At 30.9% G+C, this 18,667-nt stretch carries 20 protein-coding genes; 12 read left to right on the plus strand and 8 right to left on the minus strand.

The window, feature by feature from the left end; genetic code table 11:
- Positions 1–145: 145 nt before the first annotated feature.
- Entirely contained in the window at positions 146–1,048 is a 903-nt protein-coding gene (locus BP92_RS0104330) for a hypothetical protein (RefSeq protein WP_051604387.1), read from the minus strand.
- 332 nt (positions 1,049–1,380) lie between these two features.
- Positions 1,381–2,598, minus strand: a complete 1,218-nt coding sequence (locus tag BP92_RS0104335; protein WP_026724923.1) for a site-specific integrase — start codon at positions 2,596–2,598, stop codon at positions 1,381–1,383.
- A gap of 780 nt (positions 2,599–3,378) precedes the next feature.
- Here BP92_RS0104335 and BP92_RS0104340 point away from each other — a divergent pair.
- The 8 genes from BP92_RS0104340 (at position 3,379) to BP92_RS0104375 (ending at position 10,892) form a co-directional block, all read left to right on the plus strand.
- Entirely contained in the window at positions 3,379–3,876 is a 498-nt protein-coding gene (locus BP92_RS0104340; RefSeq protein WP_026724924.1) for a hypothetical protein, read from the plus strand.
- 173 nt (positions 3,877–4,049) lie between these two features.
- On the plus strand, positions 4,050–4,544 hold the full coding sequence (locus BP92_RS0104345; RefSeq protein ID WP_026724925.1) for a hypothetical protein: 495 nt from the start codon (positions 4,050–4,052) through the stop codon (positions 4,542–4,544).
- Between the two features lie 211 nt (positions 4,545–4,755).
- Positions 4,756–5,496 carry a LytTR family DNA-binding domain-containing protein gene (locus tag BP92_RS0104350; RefSeq protein WP_026724926.1) on the plus strand — a complete coding sequence of 247 codons (741 nt, stop codon included), beginning with the start codon at positions 4,756–4,758 and terminating at the stop codon, positions 5,494–5,496.
- A gap of 103 nt (positions 5,497–5,599) precedes the next feature.
- On the plus strand, positions 5,600–7,120 hold the full coding sequence (locus tag BP92_RS15770) for an amidohydrolase family protein (RefSeq protein WP_051604388.1): 1,521 nt from the start codon (positions 5,600–5,602) through the stop codon (positions 7,118–7,120).
- Positions 7,121–7,386: 266 nt separating this feature from the next.
- A complete protein-coding gene (locus tag BP92_RS0104360; RefSeq protein ID WP_026724927.1) occupies positions 7,387–8,682 on the plus strand; it encodes an AAA family ATPase in 1,296 nt (431 codons plus the stop codon).
- Positions 8,669–9,313 (plus strand): RloB family protein, encoded by a 645-nt coding sequence (locus BP92_RS0104365; RefSeq protein ID WP_026724928.1) that lies wholly within the window; start codon positions 8,669–8,671, stop codon positions 9,311–9,313. The genes BP92_RS0104360 and BP92_RS0104365 overlap by 14 nt, the downstream gene beginning before the upstream one ends.
- Positions 9,314–9,462: 149 nt before the next feature.
- The gene (locus BP92_RS0104370) at positions 9,463–9,918 is read left to right on the plus strand and encodes a hypothetical protein (RefSeq protein WP_150111867.1); all 456 of its coding nucleotides are present in this window, start codon (positions 9,463–9,465) and stop codon (positions 9,916–9,918) included.
- A gap of 170 nt (positions 9,919–10,088) precedes the next feature.
- Entirely contained in the window at positions 10,089–10,892 is an 804-nt protein-coding gene (locus tag BP92_RS0104375) for a DUF2971 domain-containing protein (protein WP_026724930.1), read from the plus strand.
- Positions 10,893–10,998: 106 nt separating this feature from the next.
- Here BP92_RS0104375 and BP92_RS0104380 read toward each other — a convergent pair whose 3' ends face one another.
- A complete protein-coding gene (locus BP92_RS0104380; protein ID WP_026724931.1) occupies positions 10,999–11,490 on the minus strand; it encodes a thermonuclease family protein in 492 nt (163 codons plus the stop codon).
- Between the two features lie 97 nt (positions 11,491–11,587).
- Between BP92_RS0104380 and BP92_RS15775 the strand changes: the two genes are divergently transcribed.
- The 4 genes from BP92_RS15775 to BP92_RS0104400 all read left to right on the plus strand — a co-directional run bounded on the left by BP92_RS15775 (position 11,588) and on the right by BP92_RS0104400 (position 13,438).
- Positions 11,588–12,391, plus strand: coding sequence for a hypothetical protein (locus BP92_RS15775; RefSeq protein WP_051604389.1), 804 nt, complete (start codon positions 11,588–11,590; stop codon positions 12,389–12,391).
- 68 nt (positions 12,392–12,459) lie between these two features.
- Positions 12,460–12,912: a DUF5675 family protein gene (locus BP92_RS0104390; RefSeq protein WP_026724932.1), complete on the plus strand. Its 453-nt coding sequence runs from the start codon at positions 12,460–12,462 to the stop codon at positions 12,910–12,912.
- A gap of 12 nt (positions 12,913–12,924) precedes the next feature.
- Positions 12,925–13,188: a hypothetical protein gene (locus BP92_RS0104395; protein WP_026724933.1), complete on the plus strand. Its 264-nt coding sequence runs from the start codon at positions 12,925–12,927 to the stop codon at positions 13,186–13,188.
- Positions 13,178–13,438: a hypothetical protein gene (locus tag BP92_RS0104400; protein WP_026724934.1), complete on the plus strand. Its 261-nt coding sequence runs from the start codon at positions 13,178–13,180 to the stop codon at positions 13,436–13,438. The genes BP92_RS0104395 and BP92_RS0104400 overlap by 11 nt, the downstream gene beginning before the upstream one ends.
- Positions 13,439–13,627: 189 nt before the next feature.
- Here the strand turns inward: BP92_RS0104400 and BP92_RS0104405 are convergent, their stop codons facing one another.
- The 5 genes from BP92_RS0104405 to BP92_RS17315 form a co-directional block, all read right to left on the minus strand.
- Positions 13,628–14,050 (minus strand): DUF6943 family protein, encoded by a 423-nt coding sequence (locus tag BP92_RS0104405; RefSeq protein WP_026724935.1) that lies wholly within the window; start codon positions 14,048–14,050, stop codon positions 13,628–13,630.
- 1,553 nt (positions 14,051–15,603) lie between these two features.
- The gene (locus BP92_RS0104420) at positions 15,604–17,595 is read right to left on the minus strand and encodes a heavy metal translocating P-type ATPase (RefSeq protein ID WP_026724937.1); all 1,992 of its coding nucleotides are present in this window, start codon (positions 17,593–17,595) and stop codon (positions 15,604–15,606) included.
- A 10-nt stretch (positions 17,596–17,605) separates the two neighbouring features.
- Entirely contained in the window at positions 17,606–17,971 is a 366-nt protein-coding gene (locus BP92_RS0104425) for a DUF3703 domain-containing protein (protein WP_026724938.1), read from the minus strand.
- On the minus strand, positions 17,971–18,333 hold the full coding sequence (locus BP92_RS16665) for a cation transporter (protein ID WP_160169116.1): 363 nt from the start codon (positions 18,331–18,333) through the stop codon (positions 17,971–17,973). The genes BP92_RS0104425 and BP92_RS16665 overlap by 1 nt, the downstream gene beginning before the upstream one ends.
- Positions 18,334–18,409: 76 nt before the next feature.
- On the minus strand, positions 18,410–18,628 hold the full coding sequence (locus BP92_RS17315; protein ID WP_026724939.1) for a GDCCVxC domain-containing (seleno)protein: 219 nt from the start codon (positions 18,626–18,628) through the stop codon (positions 18,410–18,412).
- Positions 18,629–18,667 lie beyond the last annotated feature (39 nt).

The following is an 18,667-nucleotide window of genomic DNA, read 5'->3' on the forward strand; positions in this document are numbered from 1 at the left end:
TCTAATTTTGCCATTAAGTCGTTGTACTGGTCTTTTGTTAAAATAATTGCTTCCATTTTCGTAGTTTTTAAAAGTTTATGGAGCAAAATTGTGAAGTAAAAAAAAGTCCCTTAGTCCCAATCGGGTCCCAAGGGACTATTATTTTTTAGAGTAAGTTGTCGAGGTCTATTCGTTTGTGGGTCTTTGGTCGTTTATCGCCTCGTGATGGTTTGAGGATGGTTTCGACTGTTTGGGGACTTATTTCGTTGTTATCCTTATCGATGAAATTATTGACGATCATATTTACGATTTCGCCATTAGAAGCATCAATAAATGATTTTCCATCTACAAATAATTCGCGACTTAGTTGGTAGAATATGTCTACTAATTGGTTTAGATTTCCGTTGAATTTCAGTTTTTTAGTTGTTAGTTTTTTCTCCAGTTCTAGTTCTTTTTCCTTCTCAATTTCTGAACGCATTTTGCGAAGGGTTTGTAATTTTTCAATGAATTGAACGCATTGCTGGTCATAAGCTTGCAGCTTGTTGTTGATTGAAATGATGTCGGCTTGTTTGTATTCGAAAATTTCTTCGTTTAAAAACAAGATTTGATCATTGAACGATTCCATTTTTTCAACCTGATGTTTGATTTCAAAAAATGAAAAATAACGATCTTCCGATTCGGCATTGATTAACCTTTTTGGAGTTAATTGTTTGGTTTCTTTTACGCTCGAAGATTGCAGCTCTGTCCGTTTTTTCTCGATGATGTTGTACAATTTATTAAATCTACTCAATGCCTTTTGGCTAAAGAATAGTTCTTCATTGTTGGCTAATAATTTTTCGAATTTGTTTAACCAAGTGTTACCGTCTTGGGCAAGTTGGAGTTGGTAGTTTATGAATTCGGGTAGTTGGGATTGTGGAATTGTAAATACTTTTTCGAGTAAAGCAATACAATAGTTTTCCAGTGTGGGTTCCTGGTCGTGCGTAATGTCAAAAATAGAAGCTGCACTTTGTGCTGTGTCGATGGTTCTCCATTCTGAGAATAATGATTTTTTGATGTTTTGCCCTTTCAAGTTCACGTTTTTTGCCGGTGTTAAATTTGTTCATTATTTGTTATTTGGTTACACTTTTTCCAATGTCACGACTTGAAATGATATAGTTGCTTGAAGTTCAGGTATACTTCAAGTAATTTTCAATATGATTTTGGAAGTTTTTTACTATTTGGGATGCCTAAAATTAGAACAAATTCAGCACCTGTTTGCGTTGGTTTTCGTACAAGTTTTTAACAAAATTGCGAGGGCTTGTATTTGCTAGGGTTTTGGATTTCGAGAGTAAAAAAGCATAAAATTTACCTTCGAAAAAGAAAACGAGAGTAATTTTTTGAAGTAATTACTCTCGTTCTGTTTTAGTAGATGTAGTTGTCAACCGCTTTGTCTAATTCTTCTGAAATGATTTTAGCATATACTTGGGTTGTGCTGATATCTCGGTGGTCCATTAGTTTTGAAACGTGCTCTATTCGCATTCCGTTGTTTAAAGCATTGGTTGCAAAGGTATGGCGGCTTATATGAAATGTTACTTTTACTGGAATTTCTAATTTCTTTGCTATGCGCTGTAATTGAAAATTAGCTGCTTTATTGGCACTTTCTATAAAAGTATAACGGTATTCATCATTCTTTAAATAGAGCTCTTTATTTGTGATTACAGGGAATATAAAGTCATCTTGTTCTGCATTTTCCTTTTTGTATTTATTGATAATGTCTAATGCTAACTGACCAATTTTAAACTGATGCATTCTTCCTGTTTTGCGAATTACTTTTTGTATTCTTCTTTCTTCTTCATTGAAGTGTTTGACTTGAAATTCTAATACATCACTGAATCGTAATCCTCCTGCGAAAATTGAAAAGATAAACATATCGCGATATACACTCGCTTTTGATTTTTCATCTAGTTTATAATTGATAATCGCCTCGAATTGCTCTTTCTTTAAAAACTGTCTTCTGCTTGGGTCTTTCTTTAATTTCAACTTACTAAACGGATACATATATTCAGGAATTAAATCTTCTTTGATAGCTTCTTTGAACATAATTGCTAATATCATAATGGAATAACGTTGTGTTGTATTTCCGTTTTTTAGTTCGTTGCTTAGATAACTCATATAGTCCATTAATAATGAAACTGTAATGTCATCAAAATAAACCTCCTTGGTTCCTACCCATTTTTCGAACTTATCTAAATAGGCATGATAATTTTTATAGGTTGAAATGGAAACGTTGTTTCTGATTCGTTCACAATGTTTTCTGGAATACTCGAAGAAATTTGGTACTTCTTTTCCTTTTATGGCTTCTTTTAGTTTTTTAATGGAAACGGTTTTTACTTTTCGTTCCATGTCGGCAATTTGTCCTTCCGCATCGGCAATTTTTTGAGCAAGTGCAGCATTCATTCGCGCGCTATTAGGATAGCTTTTCTTAACTCTCTGCTTTGCTTCATCCCAATCACTTTCTTTAAGCTTGAGTCCGGCAGTGATAAATTTCGTTTTTCTATCTTTTATAATTCTAATGTACAAAGGGCTTTTACCTGTTTGATCTTTCTGATTGGTGCGTAGTATTAATTTTATAGATGCCATAATTATAGAATATTAGAAATGTTGTACTATATTTGTAAAGCGGTGCAAACGAGTGAAAGTATTGATTTTACTAGTGTTTCATTCTAGTGCAACGGAGTACTAAGGTACAACAATTGGTACAACAAATCAAGTATTTTGATGCTTTTTTATGCTTAAATTTGCTTTAGTATTTTTTATAAAGTCAATAAATACAGTACTTTAAGTGCAAAAGGGTACTTGCAGAATTATTATAGAGATAACAGCGGTTTGCTTCAATGGCTACTTCCGGATTTTCCTACGGAAAATCCGCTGCTGAATGGAATGTTTTGTTATATTTGTGATGGATTGGTGTTGATTCAACGCCACTGAGAGCAAGCCTCATAACGTTGTATACAATATATTTTCCGAACTTACGCTGAACGATTCTCTCCTATTTTTACGAGAAAAATTTATTGAAATTGTTACCGAAAAATCTTGTGCGAAAATTGAAAACCGAACCGAACTTTGTCGATAAACTTTGTACTGAAATTACGTTTTCGGGAAAATTGTTGTGAAACTAAAACCCGAAAATAAATGTTGCGTGAAAATATGTTTTGCGTGACAATCCGAACTTTGCGTTGAGTTTTATTTTTAAGTTCCGAAAATATTATACTGTATACAACAGCGGTTTAAAAATATGGCTGGTTTCGGGATTTTTTGAAATGGCGCAGTTGTTTAATTTAAAGTTTTGGTTATATTTGTGAAGGCTTGGTGTTGCATTTTCGCCACATTTTTAAGCCGCAGAACGTTAGCAATAATTATATGAAAAACTTCGTAAAATTCGGGCTTTTATTAATTCTGATTTTTCAGTCTTGCTTTATTATTGCTCAAAAATTCGACAAAAAATATTTTGTAAAAACTGCTTGGTTTGTTAATAATAAAGACAGCATTTTCTATAAATCCGACACTTTAAAATTAATAAAACATGTTAACTTATCTCCAAAATGGTCTGGAAATGGAAAATTATATTCAGAAAATGAAATGGAATATTTTGGTCATGGAGACTTTGTCGAAATAAAGTTTGAAAGACAAGGTGAATTATATTTTAATTGGCGTGTGAAAAATTCAAAATTTAGATTTCCTATTCTTCCTTGGAATTGGAAATATAAGAAAAATGACCAAACTATAGAAATCCATGACGATAAAGATCTTTTAATTTTGAAATTCAAACCGATTTTTGAAAAACAAATAGAAATCACATCTCGTTACGACAAGAACAAAATGAAGACAGTTGAACTTACTGTCGTCAGGATAAAATAACTATTGCTAACAACGGTTTTGTTCAATGGCTTGGGCTTGGTTTTTCCTTCGGAAAAACCTCTATGATTCGTAATTTTGTTTTATATTTGTTTTGGTCAGTGCTTAATCACAAGCCACTGAAACAAAGCCGCAAAACGTTGTATGCTATAGTGCAAACTAAACAGAAAAACAATATGAAAAAAGCCTTTTTAATTTTTACTTTACTACTAATTTCAATTTCCTTTGCTCAAGAAAAAAGAAAAGCATTTACTTTAGAAATAGCAGCGAACGAAACTCAACAATATAAAGCTGAAATTCCAGAAAGCCCATTTTTTGTGAAAGAAAAAATACTTCAAATTTATTGTGGTGAAAAAATTTTTATTGAATGTGAAATTTCAAAAGATACTATATCTACAATGAAAATAGTTGAGAAAAATATTAATCCAAAGAAAACAATAGAAATTGAATTTATCCAGGATTCTGAAGACCGAAAAAATATAAGGACAATACTTATCGTTAAAAATCCTTTTGATAAAAAACTCAACTATAACGCAATAATGTTTACTCCATTAAGTCAAAATTGGAAGTCTACAAGTATAATACCGATTCAACCCAATTTAATGAATTATGAAATGTGGCCACACGCTATAATTTCAATTGTTTTAGAAGAATGGCGATTTGAAAATTAACTACAGCATACAACAACGGTTTGCTTCAATGGCTACTTCCGGATTTTCCTACGGAAAATCCGCTGCTGAATGGAATGTTTTGTTATATTTGTAATGGCTTGGTGTTGGCTCAACGCCACTGAGAGCAAGCCGCAGAACGTTGGCAGAAATGCAACCAAAAATCGGAGAAAAAACTAACAACCCCAAATATTTAATTGCCTCTTTTTTAAAAATGAAAAAAATAAATCCTTCGATAAAGCATCATTTACTAATCGGAATTTTTATCTGTTTTTGGTTTTTCATTTTTGCTTATTTTATCAAACCATTTGATGATGGAACAATAAGTTCAAAACAATGGATACTGATAAGTATTGGATTTAGTCTTATTGCGTTTCTATGTTATGGCTTAATTGCAGTAATTCAAAAAAGTTTTTATCAAAAAGTATTAAAATGGAATATTCTTTATGAAATAATTATCCTTTTACTTTTCCATTTCCTTTTTTTAGTAATGACCTATTTATATTATAAAAGTCCTATTCTAAATGGAGGATTTGGCTTTTTGGAATTTTTACAAGTAATCATTCTTAAATCTGCTTTGATTTCAACTCCAATTATAATTTTAGCAAGGATATACTCTGTTAAGTTAATTCCAATACAAGATGAAAACATTATTATTAAAGGAGAAAACAAGCTAGATATTTTAAAAATAAAAAAAAGTGACTTGGTTTGTATCTCCAATTCACAGAATTATATCGAAATATTTTATACAGAACAGAATCAATTAAAAACAAAATTAATTCGCAGTACACTAAAAAAAGTTCAAAAAGATTTTGTTTTTTTAGTTCAAATCCATCGTTCGCATTTAATAAATCCAACTCATTTTAAAGCTTGGAAAAATCAAGACACCATATTTCTAACTCAAATTGAACTACCTGTTTCTAAAAACTATAAAGAGCAATTATTATCTTTATAATTTTCGTACCTAAAACCGCATATTTCATACCTAACATATCAAAACACACTAATTCAGAGTGCTTTTGAGTTTATTTTTGCATCACAAAACAAAATTAAAAATTATGAAAAAACTGTGGTTTAGAAGAATACTTTACGTCACTATTGTATTTTTAGTCCTTTTTATTGGTGTCTTCATTTGGGCGGATAATGAATTAAATAAGGTTTTAGGTAAATCGACAAAAGTTATAGATATTGCTTCGATTGTTAAACCAACCGAAATAATTCAAATAAAAAACGCAAATGTACTTTCAGAAGATTGTAGCCACTTCATTAAAAATCAAGATGTAGTTATTAAAAATGGTAAAATAATTCGTTTAGGAGAAAATCAACTTGTCGAAAATAATGCTGTTATAATTGATGGAACAGATAAATATTTAATTCCAGGTCTTATTGATTCTCACGTTCATTTAAAAGAAAGCAAAAACGATTTGCTTTTATATTTAGTTAATGGAGTAACTTCTATTAGAGAAATGGCTGGAAGACCAATTACTTTAGAATGGAGAAAAGCAGTACAAAAAAATGGGTTTGGTCCACAAATGTTTATTGCTTCTCCACCAATATTTAGTGAAAGTGGAATAATGGGTTATTACTATCAATGGACTAGACAATCAATCAATTATTCAACAAAAGATGATGCTGAAAAAGAAATAAAAAAGATTAAAGAACAAGGTTATGATGCGGTAAAAATGTACGGTTTTGTTAATCCCGAAATGTTTAAAACCACAATAGATATTTCCGAAAAATATAATATTCCAGTAATTGGACACATTCCTTTAGTTAATTTAGATACGTTTTATACTTCAGGTCAAAAAGAGGTTGCTCACGTTGAAGAATTAACGGTAAAGACTATCGATGATTTTGGAAAATCTATATCGAAAAATCCAGAAGAATTTCTTGCCTATTTAAAAATACGTTCAGTCCAAATTGCAAAAAAACTAAAAGAAAATAATATTAGCGTAACTTCAACTGTTTGGTTATGTGAGAGTTTTTTAAATCAAAGATTCGACTTAAAATTGAAACTTAAAGAAATAGAACTAAAATATGCCAATCCAAAAATCATTGAAGGAACACCAATTTACAAATTAGGTTGGTTACCGACTAAAAATGGGTATGAATATGATGGAGAAGATAATCCAGACACAAAAAAATCATCATTAATTTACTGGAAAACTTATGCAGAAGCAATTCATATTATGACAAAAGCATTGATTGATAATAAAGTTACAATTATGGCTGGAACAGATGCCAATGTAGCAACTGTTGTTCCGGGGTTTTCACTTCACGATGAATTGCAATCATTATCAAAATCAGGAATGACCAACTCAGAAGTTCTTTATTCAGCAACAGTTGAACCGAGCAATTGGATGAAAAAAAATACTGGAAAAATAAAAATTGGATATAATTCAGATTTAGTGCTACTTTCAAAAAATCCATTAGAAGATATGAAAAACACGAAAACAATAGAATATGTTTTCTTTGACAAAAATATGATTGATAAAGTTCAAATCTCAACTATTCTGAAAAAAATAGAAGAAGCAAATAATGAAAATAGAAGTATAAAAATTGACGAATATATTAAGTAAAAAATGCACTATCTGCCAACAGCGGTTTTAAGAAATTGGGGTTTTAGGGCTTAATTTAAAGTTTGTTTTGTACTTTTGATTTTCGGTGTTTAATCGAAAGTTTCGGACTTACAAATCCCCAACTTCTTAAAGCCGCGAAACGTTAGCAGTAAGCTTATAAGAATTCGATAATAAGTCAAATTCTGCAATCAATTTACAAATTTTTAACTTATATTTCTATTTAATTGCTTTTTTAGTTGTATCTTTGAAATAAATTTACAAATACAATGATAATAAATTTCAATATTCAAAATTTCGGTTCAATAAAGGATAAACAAACATTATCTTTTGAAGCTGATAAATCCGACCATCTTGAAGATTATTATATAATTCATACAATTGGTGGATTAAGATTACTTAAATTAGGTTTGATATATGGCGCAAATGCTTCTGGTAAAACTACAATTCTAAAAGCACTTGAGTTTTTTCGTGAAATAGTTTTAAATCCAGAGGATAAAAAAACCGAAACATTTAACTTTAAATCTTTCTTATTTGATAATATATCTTCAAAATTAAATACTATCCTTTCAATTGAATTTATTCAAAATGAAACAAAATATTTTTATGAGGTTGAATTAAATGAAAAAGCTATCATAAGTGAAACATTAAACCATTACAATCCTACAAAAGCAAATGTTTTCAAAAGATCAACAGATTTAGAAGAACAATTTACAACAATAACATTTGGTAGTAAAATTAAAAAAGATAAAATATTTGAAAAAACTTTAGAATCAAATACATTATGGAATAACACTGTACTTGGAGGATTTCTAAAAACGAATATCGAATCTAAAGAATTAAAAGATGTTACAGATTGGTTTTCAAAATATCTGAATTCATTGATTTATACAGATACTCAACTTAACAATTATGTTTCTAAAAAATTAGATAAAGCTGAAATATCAAAAGCAGATGTTATTAATATATTATCAAAAGCAGATTTTAATATATCTGATATAATTCTTAAAGATGATGATGAGATTCCAGAAAAAATGGTTAACGTATTAAAGGCGTTAGATATGCCAAATGATGAAATTGATAAAATTCTAAATAATCCATTAAAAAAAATTGAGTTTGAGCATACTGTAAATAATACAAAATATTCATTGCCTATAAATCTTGAATCCCAAGGTACTCAAAGATATTATGGCTTTTCAGGGTTATTAAGTTTACTAATAAAAAAATCCATCGCAATAACAATAGATGAATTAGAAGCTTCACTACATCCAGATTTATTCACTCATTTTCTTTTATCTTTTTTAGTTAATTCAAAAAAATCGCAAATTATTGCAACAACTCATAATAGAGAAGTGTTAAACAATAAAGATATCTTTAGAAATGACTCAATTTGGTTTACAAATAAAACTGAAGATTGTGCAACTGAATTATATTCTCTTTCTGATTTTGATAGCTCAGTTATTAGAGACACGAGTAATGTGTACAACGCATATAAAATTGGAAAATTGGGTGGTGTACCAAATTTAGGTGATTACTATATAGAAATTACTAATGAGAAAAAATAGAGCTATTCCTTTGAAAAGTAAACCAAGTTTTGCATTTGTCGTTGATGGTGAATGTGAGTTTTGGTATATACAAATGTTAAAAAGAAATGAAAGACAAATAAGTGTTGATTTAAAACCTGAAATTCCTCAAAAAAAGAAACTTATCGACCAATATAAAAAGGTTGTTGATCTATCTAAAGATTATGACAAAGTATTTTGGATTATTGATTTTGATGTTATTATAAGCGAAACACGTAAAGCAAAAAAAGGAACACTAACAGCACTCCAAGAATTTAAAAAATATTATACTGAATTAGAAAATAATTTTCAAAATGTATTCGTTTTAATTAATAATCCTTGTTTAGAATTTTGGATATTACTACATTTTCAAACAACATCAAAATATTTTGATACTTGTGAAAGTGCTACAAAAGAGTTGAAAAAGCATATAACAAATTATGAAAAGTCTCAATCTTTTTATACAAAACAAGATAATGATATTTATTTAAAGCTTAAACCGCATTTAAATAATGCAATTTTAAATGCAAAAAAATTAAAACGTTTAGACTTTGATAATCCTCACACTGCTTTATCAGAAATGCAGATATTTTTTGAGCTAGAGGAAATTGAAAGTATAACTACACCAAAATAAAGCCAACTGCTAACACAGGTTTTACGCTATTGCGGGTTTTGGGCTTAATTTAAAGTTTGTTTTGTATCTTTGAAGTCAGTGCAAAACTGAAAGTTTCGGCTTCCTTAATCCGCAACAGACGTAAAGCCTGGGAACGTTGTAAACAATTTATGAAAAAAATACTACTTACGACATTAATCATTATTACTTTAAGTTGTAATAAAAATGATATCGAACAGGAAGAATTAAAAATTTTGACTGAAAAAATTACTTTACTTGAAGAGGAAAATAAGAACCTAAAAGATTCTATAAAGAAAGCTGAGGAAGATTTTTTATATTCCCTACATTTAGTTGGTGTTCCTCATAATAAAACATCAAAAGTTGGAAAAAAAGATAGTATAGCTGTTTTACTTCATCCATTTGGACATAAACTACCGAAATACGAGTTCTATAAAATTGAAGACAACAAAAAAATTAAAGTAAATAGTAATAATTCTACATTTTTTAATTATCAATTCAAACCAAAATCAACCGATGATAATAAAATAAAACTATTTATTAAAATTCCTGATAAAGATAGATTTGTAGAACTAAATGGTGAAATTACAATCGACGTAGAAAATTAAACTGTTTACAACAACGGTTTGCTTCAATGGCTACTTTCGGATTTTCCTACGGAAAATCCGCTGCTGAATGGAATGTTTTGTTATATTTGTAATGGCTTGGTGCTGGTTCAACGCCACTGAGAGCAAGCCGAAAACGTTATAGGCAATTTTACAAGACGAAATCGTATACTATGAAATGGGAAACACATCATACAAAAGAGATTACTGAAAAGTATGTCTATAGATATTTAACAATCGAAAAACTTATTGATTTTCTAGACACCAATAGTATCTATCTTGCCAGATTAGATACTTTCGAAGATAATTTAGAAAATATAGAACCTTACGATATAAATCAATTAAAGTTTTTAACATTATCAAAACCTGATGATGCAAATCCCGAAATGCCAGAATCATTTTGGGATGAGATAATTGAAAAAAGTAAAATACGATTACAAGAAGTTCAAAATTATTTAATTGAAAAGCAGAAAAAAAGATTTGTAAGTTGCTGGATTCTTAGTGATGTTGAATCTTTTGGAATGTGGGATACTTATGGAAAGTCAGGCTTTGTAGTTCGATTCAACCGAGAATATTTTCAAAAAATTATTAGGGAATCAATTCATTTGCAAACTGAGCCAACAAATAAAATTGATCTCTTAGTTGTTGGGAAAGTATTTTATCAGGATTTTGAAAAAATGTTACTTAAGGAAAAAGAATCCTTACTTCGGTTTTCAGCATTTAGGAAGCACCTATCTTTTAAACACGAATCCGAATATAGAATTGTTGGGTTTACAAACGAAAATGAAAATGAAACTGGGCTAAGGTTTAAACTGCCTGAAATTGAAAGCCTAGATTTCGAAATATTTGCAAATCCAAGATTATCTTCTTTTCAATTTCAACAATACAAAAAGATTATTGAAAAATATTTAAAAGCAGGGAAATTGAAAGAATCAGAGTTAAAGAATTTTTTGGAGTTTAGAAATTTGAAGTATTAAAAAACTGCCTATAACAGCGGTTTAACTCCATTACGCCTGTAAAGCACATATTTTATTGGTGTTTTAGTTATTATAAATTCAATTAGTACAACATAAGTACAACAAATCAAAAGTTATTTACATAGCTGTAAATCCCTATGTTATTAAGCTGTGCTTCCCTATTCATTAATTGAAATTCTGCCAACCTACTACAATAAAATTTATCAGTTGCTTTTGCAAACCCATTAATCAAAAGCAAATCATTTAAACATTCTCCTCCTGGAAGAATCACATACCCTAATTGTCTTTTCCAATAATCATAATAGTTATTGGTTTCTGTAATGATTGTAACATTTGTTTTAGGCGGTGCAACCGACAAAACATACTGTAATGACATTAATCCAAATTGACGCAGGAAATGTGCTGCTAAATGACTTTTTTGCTCCTCCTCTATCATCTTTCTACTGATACGCACTTCGGGTGCATCTAATCCATAAAGACGAATTCTTTTTTGCAATTGAGAGAAACGATTGCGAATGATGATGCTATCACCATCAATCACTTCTTCAATTTGCCAATGGGTTTCCACTAAATAGGGTGCTTTTGCGTTGTATTGCATTGATTTTCAATGTTTTAAGTTATTGATAATCAAAGATAATAATTGACATTTGTAATATCAAAATTCAATAATTATTAACACATTAAATTTTTAAAAAATGGCAAGACAAAAAGGCGCTTTAAAGTATGTAGGAACTCTAGGAGATGTTCGACATTTTAAAATTAAAGGACAGGAAGGCTACTTTGCAGGTATGGTAGGGGGACCAACAGGTGACCAAGTTTTAACTGCACCTGAATTTGAGAGAACTCGTGAGAATATGAATGAATTTGGTGCTTGCGCCAAAGCTGGTAAAGCAGTTCGCACAGGACTATCTCAATTAATGAAACAAATGGCAGACAGCCAAGTAACTGGAAGATTAACTTCTATTATGAAGAAAATCAACCTTGAAGACCAAACCGAAGCCAGAGGTTATCGTAAAATCGAAATCACTTCACAAAGAAACTACCTTAAAGGTTTTGAGTTTGATAAAAACATTTCTTTTAATGGTATTTTCAACGCTCCGTTTTCTGTAACTCACGGAACTGACAGAGAAACAGGTGATTTAGTTGTTCCGGCATTTAATCCAGCTAACTTGGTTAATGCACCATCAGGTGCAACTCATTTCAGATTACTTACTGCATTATCTGTAGTTAGTGATTTTGAGTACAACGCAACTACTAACAGTTATGATCCAATGGATGCAGCTTTGAATGAAGTAAACAACATTCAATATTCTGGATACTTAGATTTGTATTCTCCTGTTCCTGTAACTACTGTAACTGCAACATTACCAAATGGAGCTTTACCATCTGCTAATACATCAGTATTACAATGTATCGGAATTGAATTCTATCAACAAGTTGGAGCAAATTATTACTTGTTTGCAAGTGGGAACTGCTTAAAAGTTGAGGACGTTTTCTAAAAGAAAATCCTAAAGATTCCTCACCAAAAGTGAGGAATTTTTTATTTAACTTCAAATCTAATCATCCAATGGAAAGCAAAATAATTAGAATAGCACAGGGCAAAAATAGCACGTTAAGTCAATTGTATATCAATGACATTTTTCAATGTTATTTATTAGAAGATAAAATTAGGGAAATAAAAGTTCCAACAGAAACTGCCATACCTTCAGGAGTATTCAGCTTAAAATTAAATACTATCGGAGCTAAAAATGTAAACTACAAAAAAGCATTAGGAAAGCTGCACGAAGGAATGATAGAAATCAACGGAATACCAAATTTCAGTTTTGTATATATCCATACAGGAAACACTATAAAAGAAACAAATGGTTGTCCGCTTTGTGGATTTGGTTTCCAATTTACAGAAGGTGAATATGTGGTAACTCAAAGTGTTTCTGCTTATAGAATGGTTTATCCGAAATTAGTTAACCTAGCTAAAAGCACTTCAAACAAAATTGTAATTGAAAATAACTTCCAATTTTAAAATCAGTGTACAATGGAAAATGTAAATTATATAACAGTGCTTTTTGGCTCTTTAATTAGTATACTGCTTTCAGTTGTGGCTTATTTTATCAAGCAATTACACACCGATTTCAAAAGAATGGAGAAAGATTTAGTTGAAGTTAAAACAATGGCTTTAATCATTAAAACGGAATTCAAAAGCGGAAATGATTTATTGAACCAAAAAGTAGAATACCTAGAAAAAAGAATAAATAATATTGAATTATCAATTTTAAAAAATCAAGAATATGAAAAATAATAAAATGAATGTTGTTGAGCGTGTGAAAGCTCCAACACCAAAATGGTTTAAAGTTTTAAGAACCATCGGAATTACTTTAGCTTCAGTTGGTGGAGTAATCTTGGCTTCTCCTGTTGCCTTACCTGCTGGAATAGTTACAGCAGCAGGATATTTGCTACTTGGTGGCAGTATCGTTACAGCAGTTTCGCAAACTGGAGTAAAATCGGAAGAGGAACCGAAAATTGCACCTGAAGAAAAAGTAGTACAATAAAATAGTCAAATTTTAATAGCAAATTTAAGTCCCGAAATTCGGGACTTTTTTAGTTTACAACCTTTTTGCACAATGTTTTGCATCGTTTTTATCAATTTTATAAAACTGGTGCATTCATATTGCTTTTATGTTGCACTCAAATAGTAAGCAAAGTGCAAAAAAGTATTTTCGGTTTTGTTTAACTTGAAATTATCTTTTGCAGTAGCGGTATAAAATTACTCTGCGCATATCGTTTATAAGATTTAGATTTTCATTGAAGCGTTTTTCGCTTTGCTCTAAAAGTTTTAATGCTTGGACGTTTTTAAGGTGTTCTTTGTGGTCTTTTACTTCTTGGTTGACTTTTATTGAAAACTCTTTTCTGATTTCGTACAGGCTTAAAAATGGGATTACTGAACCACGAAGGAATTGATGCCAAAATTTTGTTTTCCAAAGTGCATAAGCTGTTAAATTTATGGTGTCGAAATCTTCTTCGTTTTCAAAAATGATTACGAAACTGTTTGTAAATGGTTCTTTTTGTGGCTTTCCGCTATTCATTCCTTTGTTTAGGATGAATAAATGAGGTTGTGAGTAAATCGTACCTGTTCTGTGGGTTTTAATGATAAATTTTAGCATAACATCGGCTTTTAAAAATTAGAAAAATTTTCTACTTTTTGCGGTGTTTCTTATGAAATGAAGATGTGCCTCGCTACGCTCCGCCCATTAAATTTTTTCAAAAGAAAAAAAGAAAAAAAAGAAAGCCGTCTTTGTAGTGGAGGGTTTCAAAAAAGCAAGTTTTTCAGAAAAAATACTACCCTAGAAAAGAGTGTTCAGTAATCAGTTTTTAGTATTCAGGAAGAATGTGTTTGGTAAAATGGGTGGAGATTTTTTCTGAAACCCGTAGGGCTTGAACTTGCTTTTTTGAATACCCGGAACTTACCTTTGCTTCCTTTTTTTTATTTATTTTTTTTTGAATTTCCCTATAAAAGTTCTTATGAAATCGGGGGTGATTTGGGAGTAGTTCTATTTACTGGGGTTTTGTTTTGAAAGATGGGAGTTCTTTAAAGGGTATTAAATTTTAAAACAGGATAAATTTCCATAGGCAAATCAATAATAATGCTTTTATCCTGTTTTAAAATTTAATACGCTTTAGTGGTTTTGATTTTTGTGGATGCTTATTGTTCAGTTGACAGTAGCAGTGTTCAGTTAGCAGTAAATGGTCTTATGGAAATGGGAAGCATCTTCAAAAAACAATGAAAATAAATACCTAGTGCGATGGTGCAGTAGCGCAGGCAAGTGTATTATTTTTTATTTGCTTATTGGGATATTGTGATTGCTTTTATGATGGATGGTTGCCTTACGGCTAGTGTTCAGTGTTCAGGTTTTAGTGTTCAGTTTTTGTGGAACGGATAAAGGCAACTGGCCATCGTGAAAGCAATTGATTGGGATGCTTCTGGCGAATAAAAAATAATACTCTTGCTGTCCCTTTTTGATTTTGTGGGTGCCTTTTTGGGAGTGTTCAGTGGTCAGATTTTAGTGGTCAGTTGTTTTGGAATGATGAAAGGCACTTACAAAAACAATGCAACTACTACCTATTTATACGCAAAGTTGATAAAAACAGTTAACCTAAAGGCTCTTTGAATTAATTATTTAGAGGTTTTTCAACTGAAATGAAAGGCGTGTTAATGGCGGTGGCGAAGGGTGGTGTTTTTGGTAGCTTGGTGATGCGATGGGAGCTGCCAAAAATGTTGCCCTAGAGCCACTGCCTTGCGCGTTGGGTGGAGCGGCTTTTTTACATAATGTTATTATAGTGCATCCGAGATTTTGTTTTGAAATAGGATTTTCTTTATGCACTATAATGCCACATTATGTAAAGAAGCTTTGGGAAAAAAAATTACTGGCGCAAGTTGCAAAGCGTACGTGTTTTTGATAAAAACTGTGCCAGTAATTTTTTTTGGAGCGTTGGCAAAGGGGTGCCAACTGAAATGTAAAACTTCTTTTTTAGCACCTAACCAAGATACGCCGTATTTTACTACTTTGGAAATTAACGAAATGAAGCAAACAAAGAACTGGCTTTAGGAATACTTGGACTAAAGACGGTTTTTGTGCAGCTGAATGAGATAATGACTTTCAAAAAAAAGATGCTTACTAATTTTAGTAAACATCTGTTAGGAAATATATAATTAACTTTAAAATTTCATTCTTTGTATTCTCACAGCATTTAAGATTGCTAACAACGCTACACCAACATCTGCAAAAACGGCTTCCCACATTGTTGCTAATCCACCAGCACCTAGAACTAACACAATTGCCTTAACACTAAATGCTAAAATAATATTTTGCCAAACAATTTTCTTGGTTTGTTTACCGATGTTTATTGCAATTGGAATTTTACTTGGTTTATCGTCTTGAATAACAACATCGGCAGTTTCTATTGTGGCATCACTACCTAAACCACCCATTGCAATACCAACATTACTTAAAGCAACTACTGGCGCATCATTTACACCATCTCCAACAAAAGCTACGGTTTCATTTTTAGCAATGATTTCTTTTACTTTGTTTACTTTGTCTTCAGGTAATAAATCTCCGAAAGCATTTGTAATTCCGAGTTTTTGAGCTACAAATTGTACTACGGTATTTTTATCGCCACTTAACATTGTGGTTTTTATACCTAATGCTTTTAGATTGTCAATTGTGATTTGTGCATCTTCTTTAATACTGTCTGCAATAGTTAAGTAACCCACAAATTTTTTATCATAAGCTACAGCTATTAACGTGTATACTATACTTAATGGATCAATATCATAAGTAATAGAAAATTTATCCATTAGTTTGAAATTACCCACTAATACTTCTTTTCCGTTTATGTTTGCTTTTAATCCGTGACCAGATATTTCTTCAACATCTTTAAGTTGAATTGTACTGTCAATATTTCCAACAAATTGATGAATGGCAGTTGCCACTGGATGTGTGCTTTGACTTTCTAAAGCATTAACCATTTGAAGTATTTCATTTTTATTGAAATCGGAATTAAAAACGACTTCTTGAACTTTGAAAACTCCTTCGGTCATTGTTCCTGTTTTATCCATTACAACATTTTGAACGGTAGCCATAACGTCAAGGAAATTACTTCCTTTAAAAAGAATTCCGTTTTTAGAAGCCGCTCCAATTCCTCCAAAATAGCCTAAAGGAATACTAATTACTAAAGCACAAGGACACGAAATAACTAAGAAAATTAAAGCACGATATAACCAATCATTAAATTGGTAATCCGCCACAAAAAACATCGGCAAAACACATATTGCAATTGCCAAAGCAACAACTATTGGCGTATATATTTTTGCAAACTTTCTAATAAATAATTCTGTTGGTGCTTTTTTAGCTGTTGCATCTTGCACCATTTCAAGAATTTTTGATAATTTACTATCTGTATAAGCAACTGTAACTTTTACCTGACAAACTGAGTTTAAGTTTATCATTCCTGCTAAAACGTTTTCCCCTTTTGCTTTTGTATCTGGTTTGCTTTCGCCTGTTAAAGCTGCTGTATTGAATGAAGCAGTATCAGAAAGCAATTCACCATCTAAACCTAATTTTTCTCCTGCTTTAAGCAGGATGATATCTCCAATTTTTGCTGTTGATGCTTTGATCGTTTTAGCCACATTATTTTCTAAAACCGTAACCTCGTCTGGTCGTTGGTCTAGTAAAGTTTTTATGTTTGCTTTTGCTCGTTGTACAGCTAATGTTTGGAATATTTCACCAATTGCATAAAACAACATTACAGCAACACCTTCAGGAAATTCAGCGATAGCAAATGCTCCAATTGTGGCAATTGACATTAATAGAAATTCTGAAAACACATCGCCTTTTCGAATACTTTCAAAAGCTTCTTTAACAACAGGAATTCCAACAGGAATGTAAGCTATGATATACCAAGCGATTCGTACCCAGCCTGTAAACCAAGATTGTGTAAAATAATTATCAAAACCAATAGCTACCATCAATAAAACAAAACTTATTATTGCAGGTAAGAACATTTGAAATGTTGATTTTTCCTCACTTGAATGGTCGTGGTCGTGTCCATCATCATCGGAATGATGTTCTGTACTTTGATTTATTTTTTCTTCTAACGAGCAACAAATTTGTTTTCCTTGCTCGTCATAAATATGTTTATGCTCCATACTATAATTGTTATGAATTCATATTTAAAATTTCTTTAATATCTTCAGGTATTTCCATCTGTTTTAAAGGTGGCACATTTGCACCACCTGTATTACCTACTGGAATTTGACCAACAAATGATTTTACACCGCCGACCAATAATCTTGGTATTTGACCAATAACTTCTTTTGAACTTTTTATTTTAATACCAAATTGCAACATTTTCCAATGTACAAATGTGTGTTCATAAGGATATTTTTGTGCAATGATATGCGCTCGTTCTAAATGATACCAAGCATTTTGCAAATTATCTTGCTGTAAATTATCCTTAACTAATTCTAACTCTTTTTTATAAAAAGGAATTAGTTTATTTGGCATTTTAATATTGAATTTCATTACTCTGCTTTACAACAACCGTCTAAACTTTCATAAGCTTCTAGGTCAGCCTTTACTTCATCTGCATCATAACCTAACTTAGAAATACCTTTTTTAATTGCTTGCAAAGTAGTTTTCTTTGAATTGTAATAAATAGTAAATGTCATCGCTTTATCATCTAATTCATACATTTTAACACCTTTTATTTTAAGCATTTCGGTTTTGAATTTTTGCCCACAGGTTTCACATTCTTTACAATGGTCGCAATGTAAAAATGTTTTTATTACAACCTTCTGAGTTGCTTTTTGTGCCGATACAAAATTTGAAAAGAAAAATAATGATACAGCTAAGACTAATATTTTTAAAACTGACTTTTTTCTCATAATTTTTATTGTTTTTTGGTTTTCGTGAATCTTCGATTTCATATTTAATGTTTATTAAATTATTTTAATAATATATTTAACAACAGCTTTTCTCTGCTTGAATTGGAGGACATTTTATTGAACCGTAGCTACAATAAACACAACAATCGCCTTCAAGTGGCTTGAGTATTGTTTTACATTTTTCACATTCGTAAAAATATTGGCAAGCATCGGTTGGCATTAACTCCTCTTTTTTATGTCCGCAATTAGGACAAGATAAAGCAGATTTTAATTCAACCTTTTTTCCTTCATAGATTGTGCAAGTTTTACAGTTTCCGTGTAATTTGTTTCGATA

The sequence above is a fragment of the Flavobacterium sasangense DSM 21067 genome (genome assembly GCF_000686885.1).
Classification (GTDB): Bacteria; Bacteroidota; Bacteroidia; order Flavobacteriales; family Flavobacteriaceae; genus Flavobacterium; species Flavobacterium sasangense.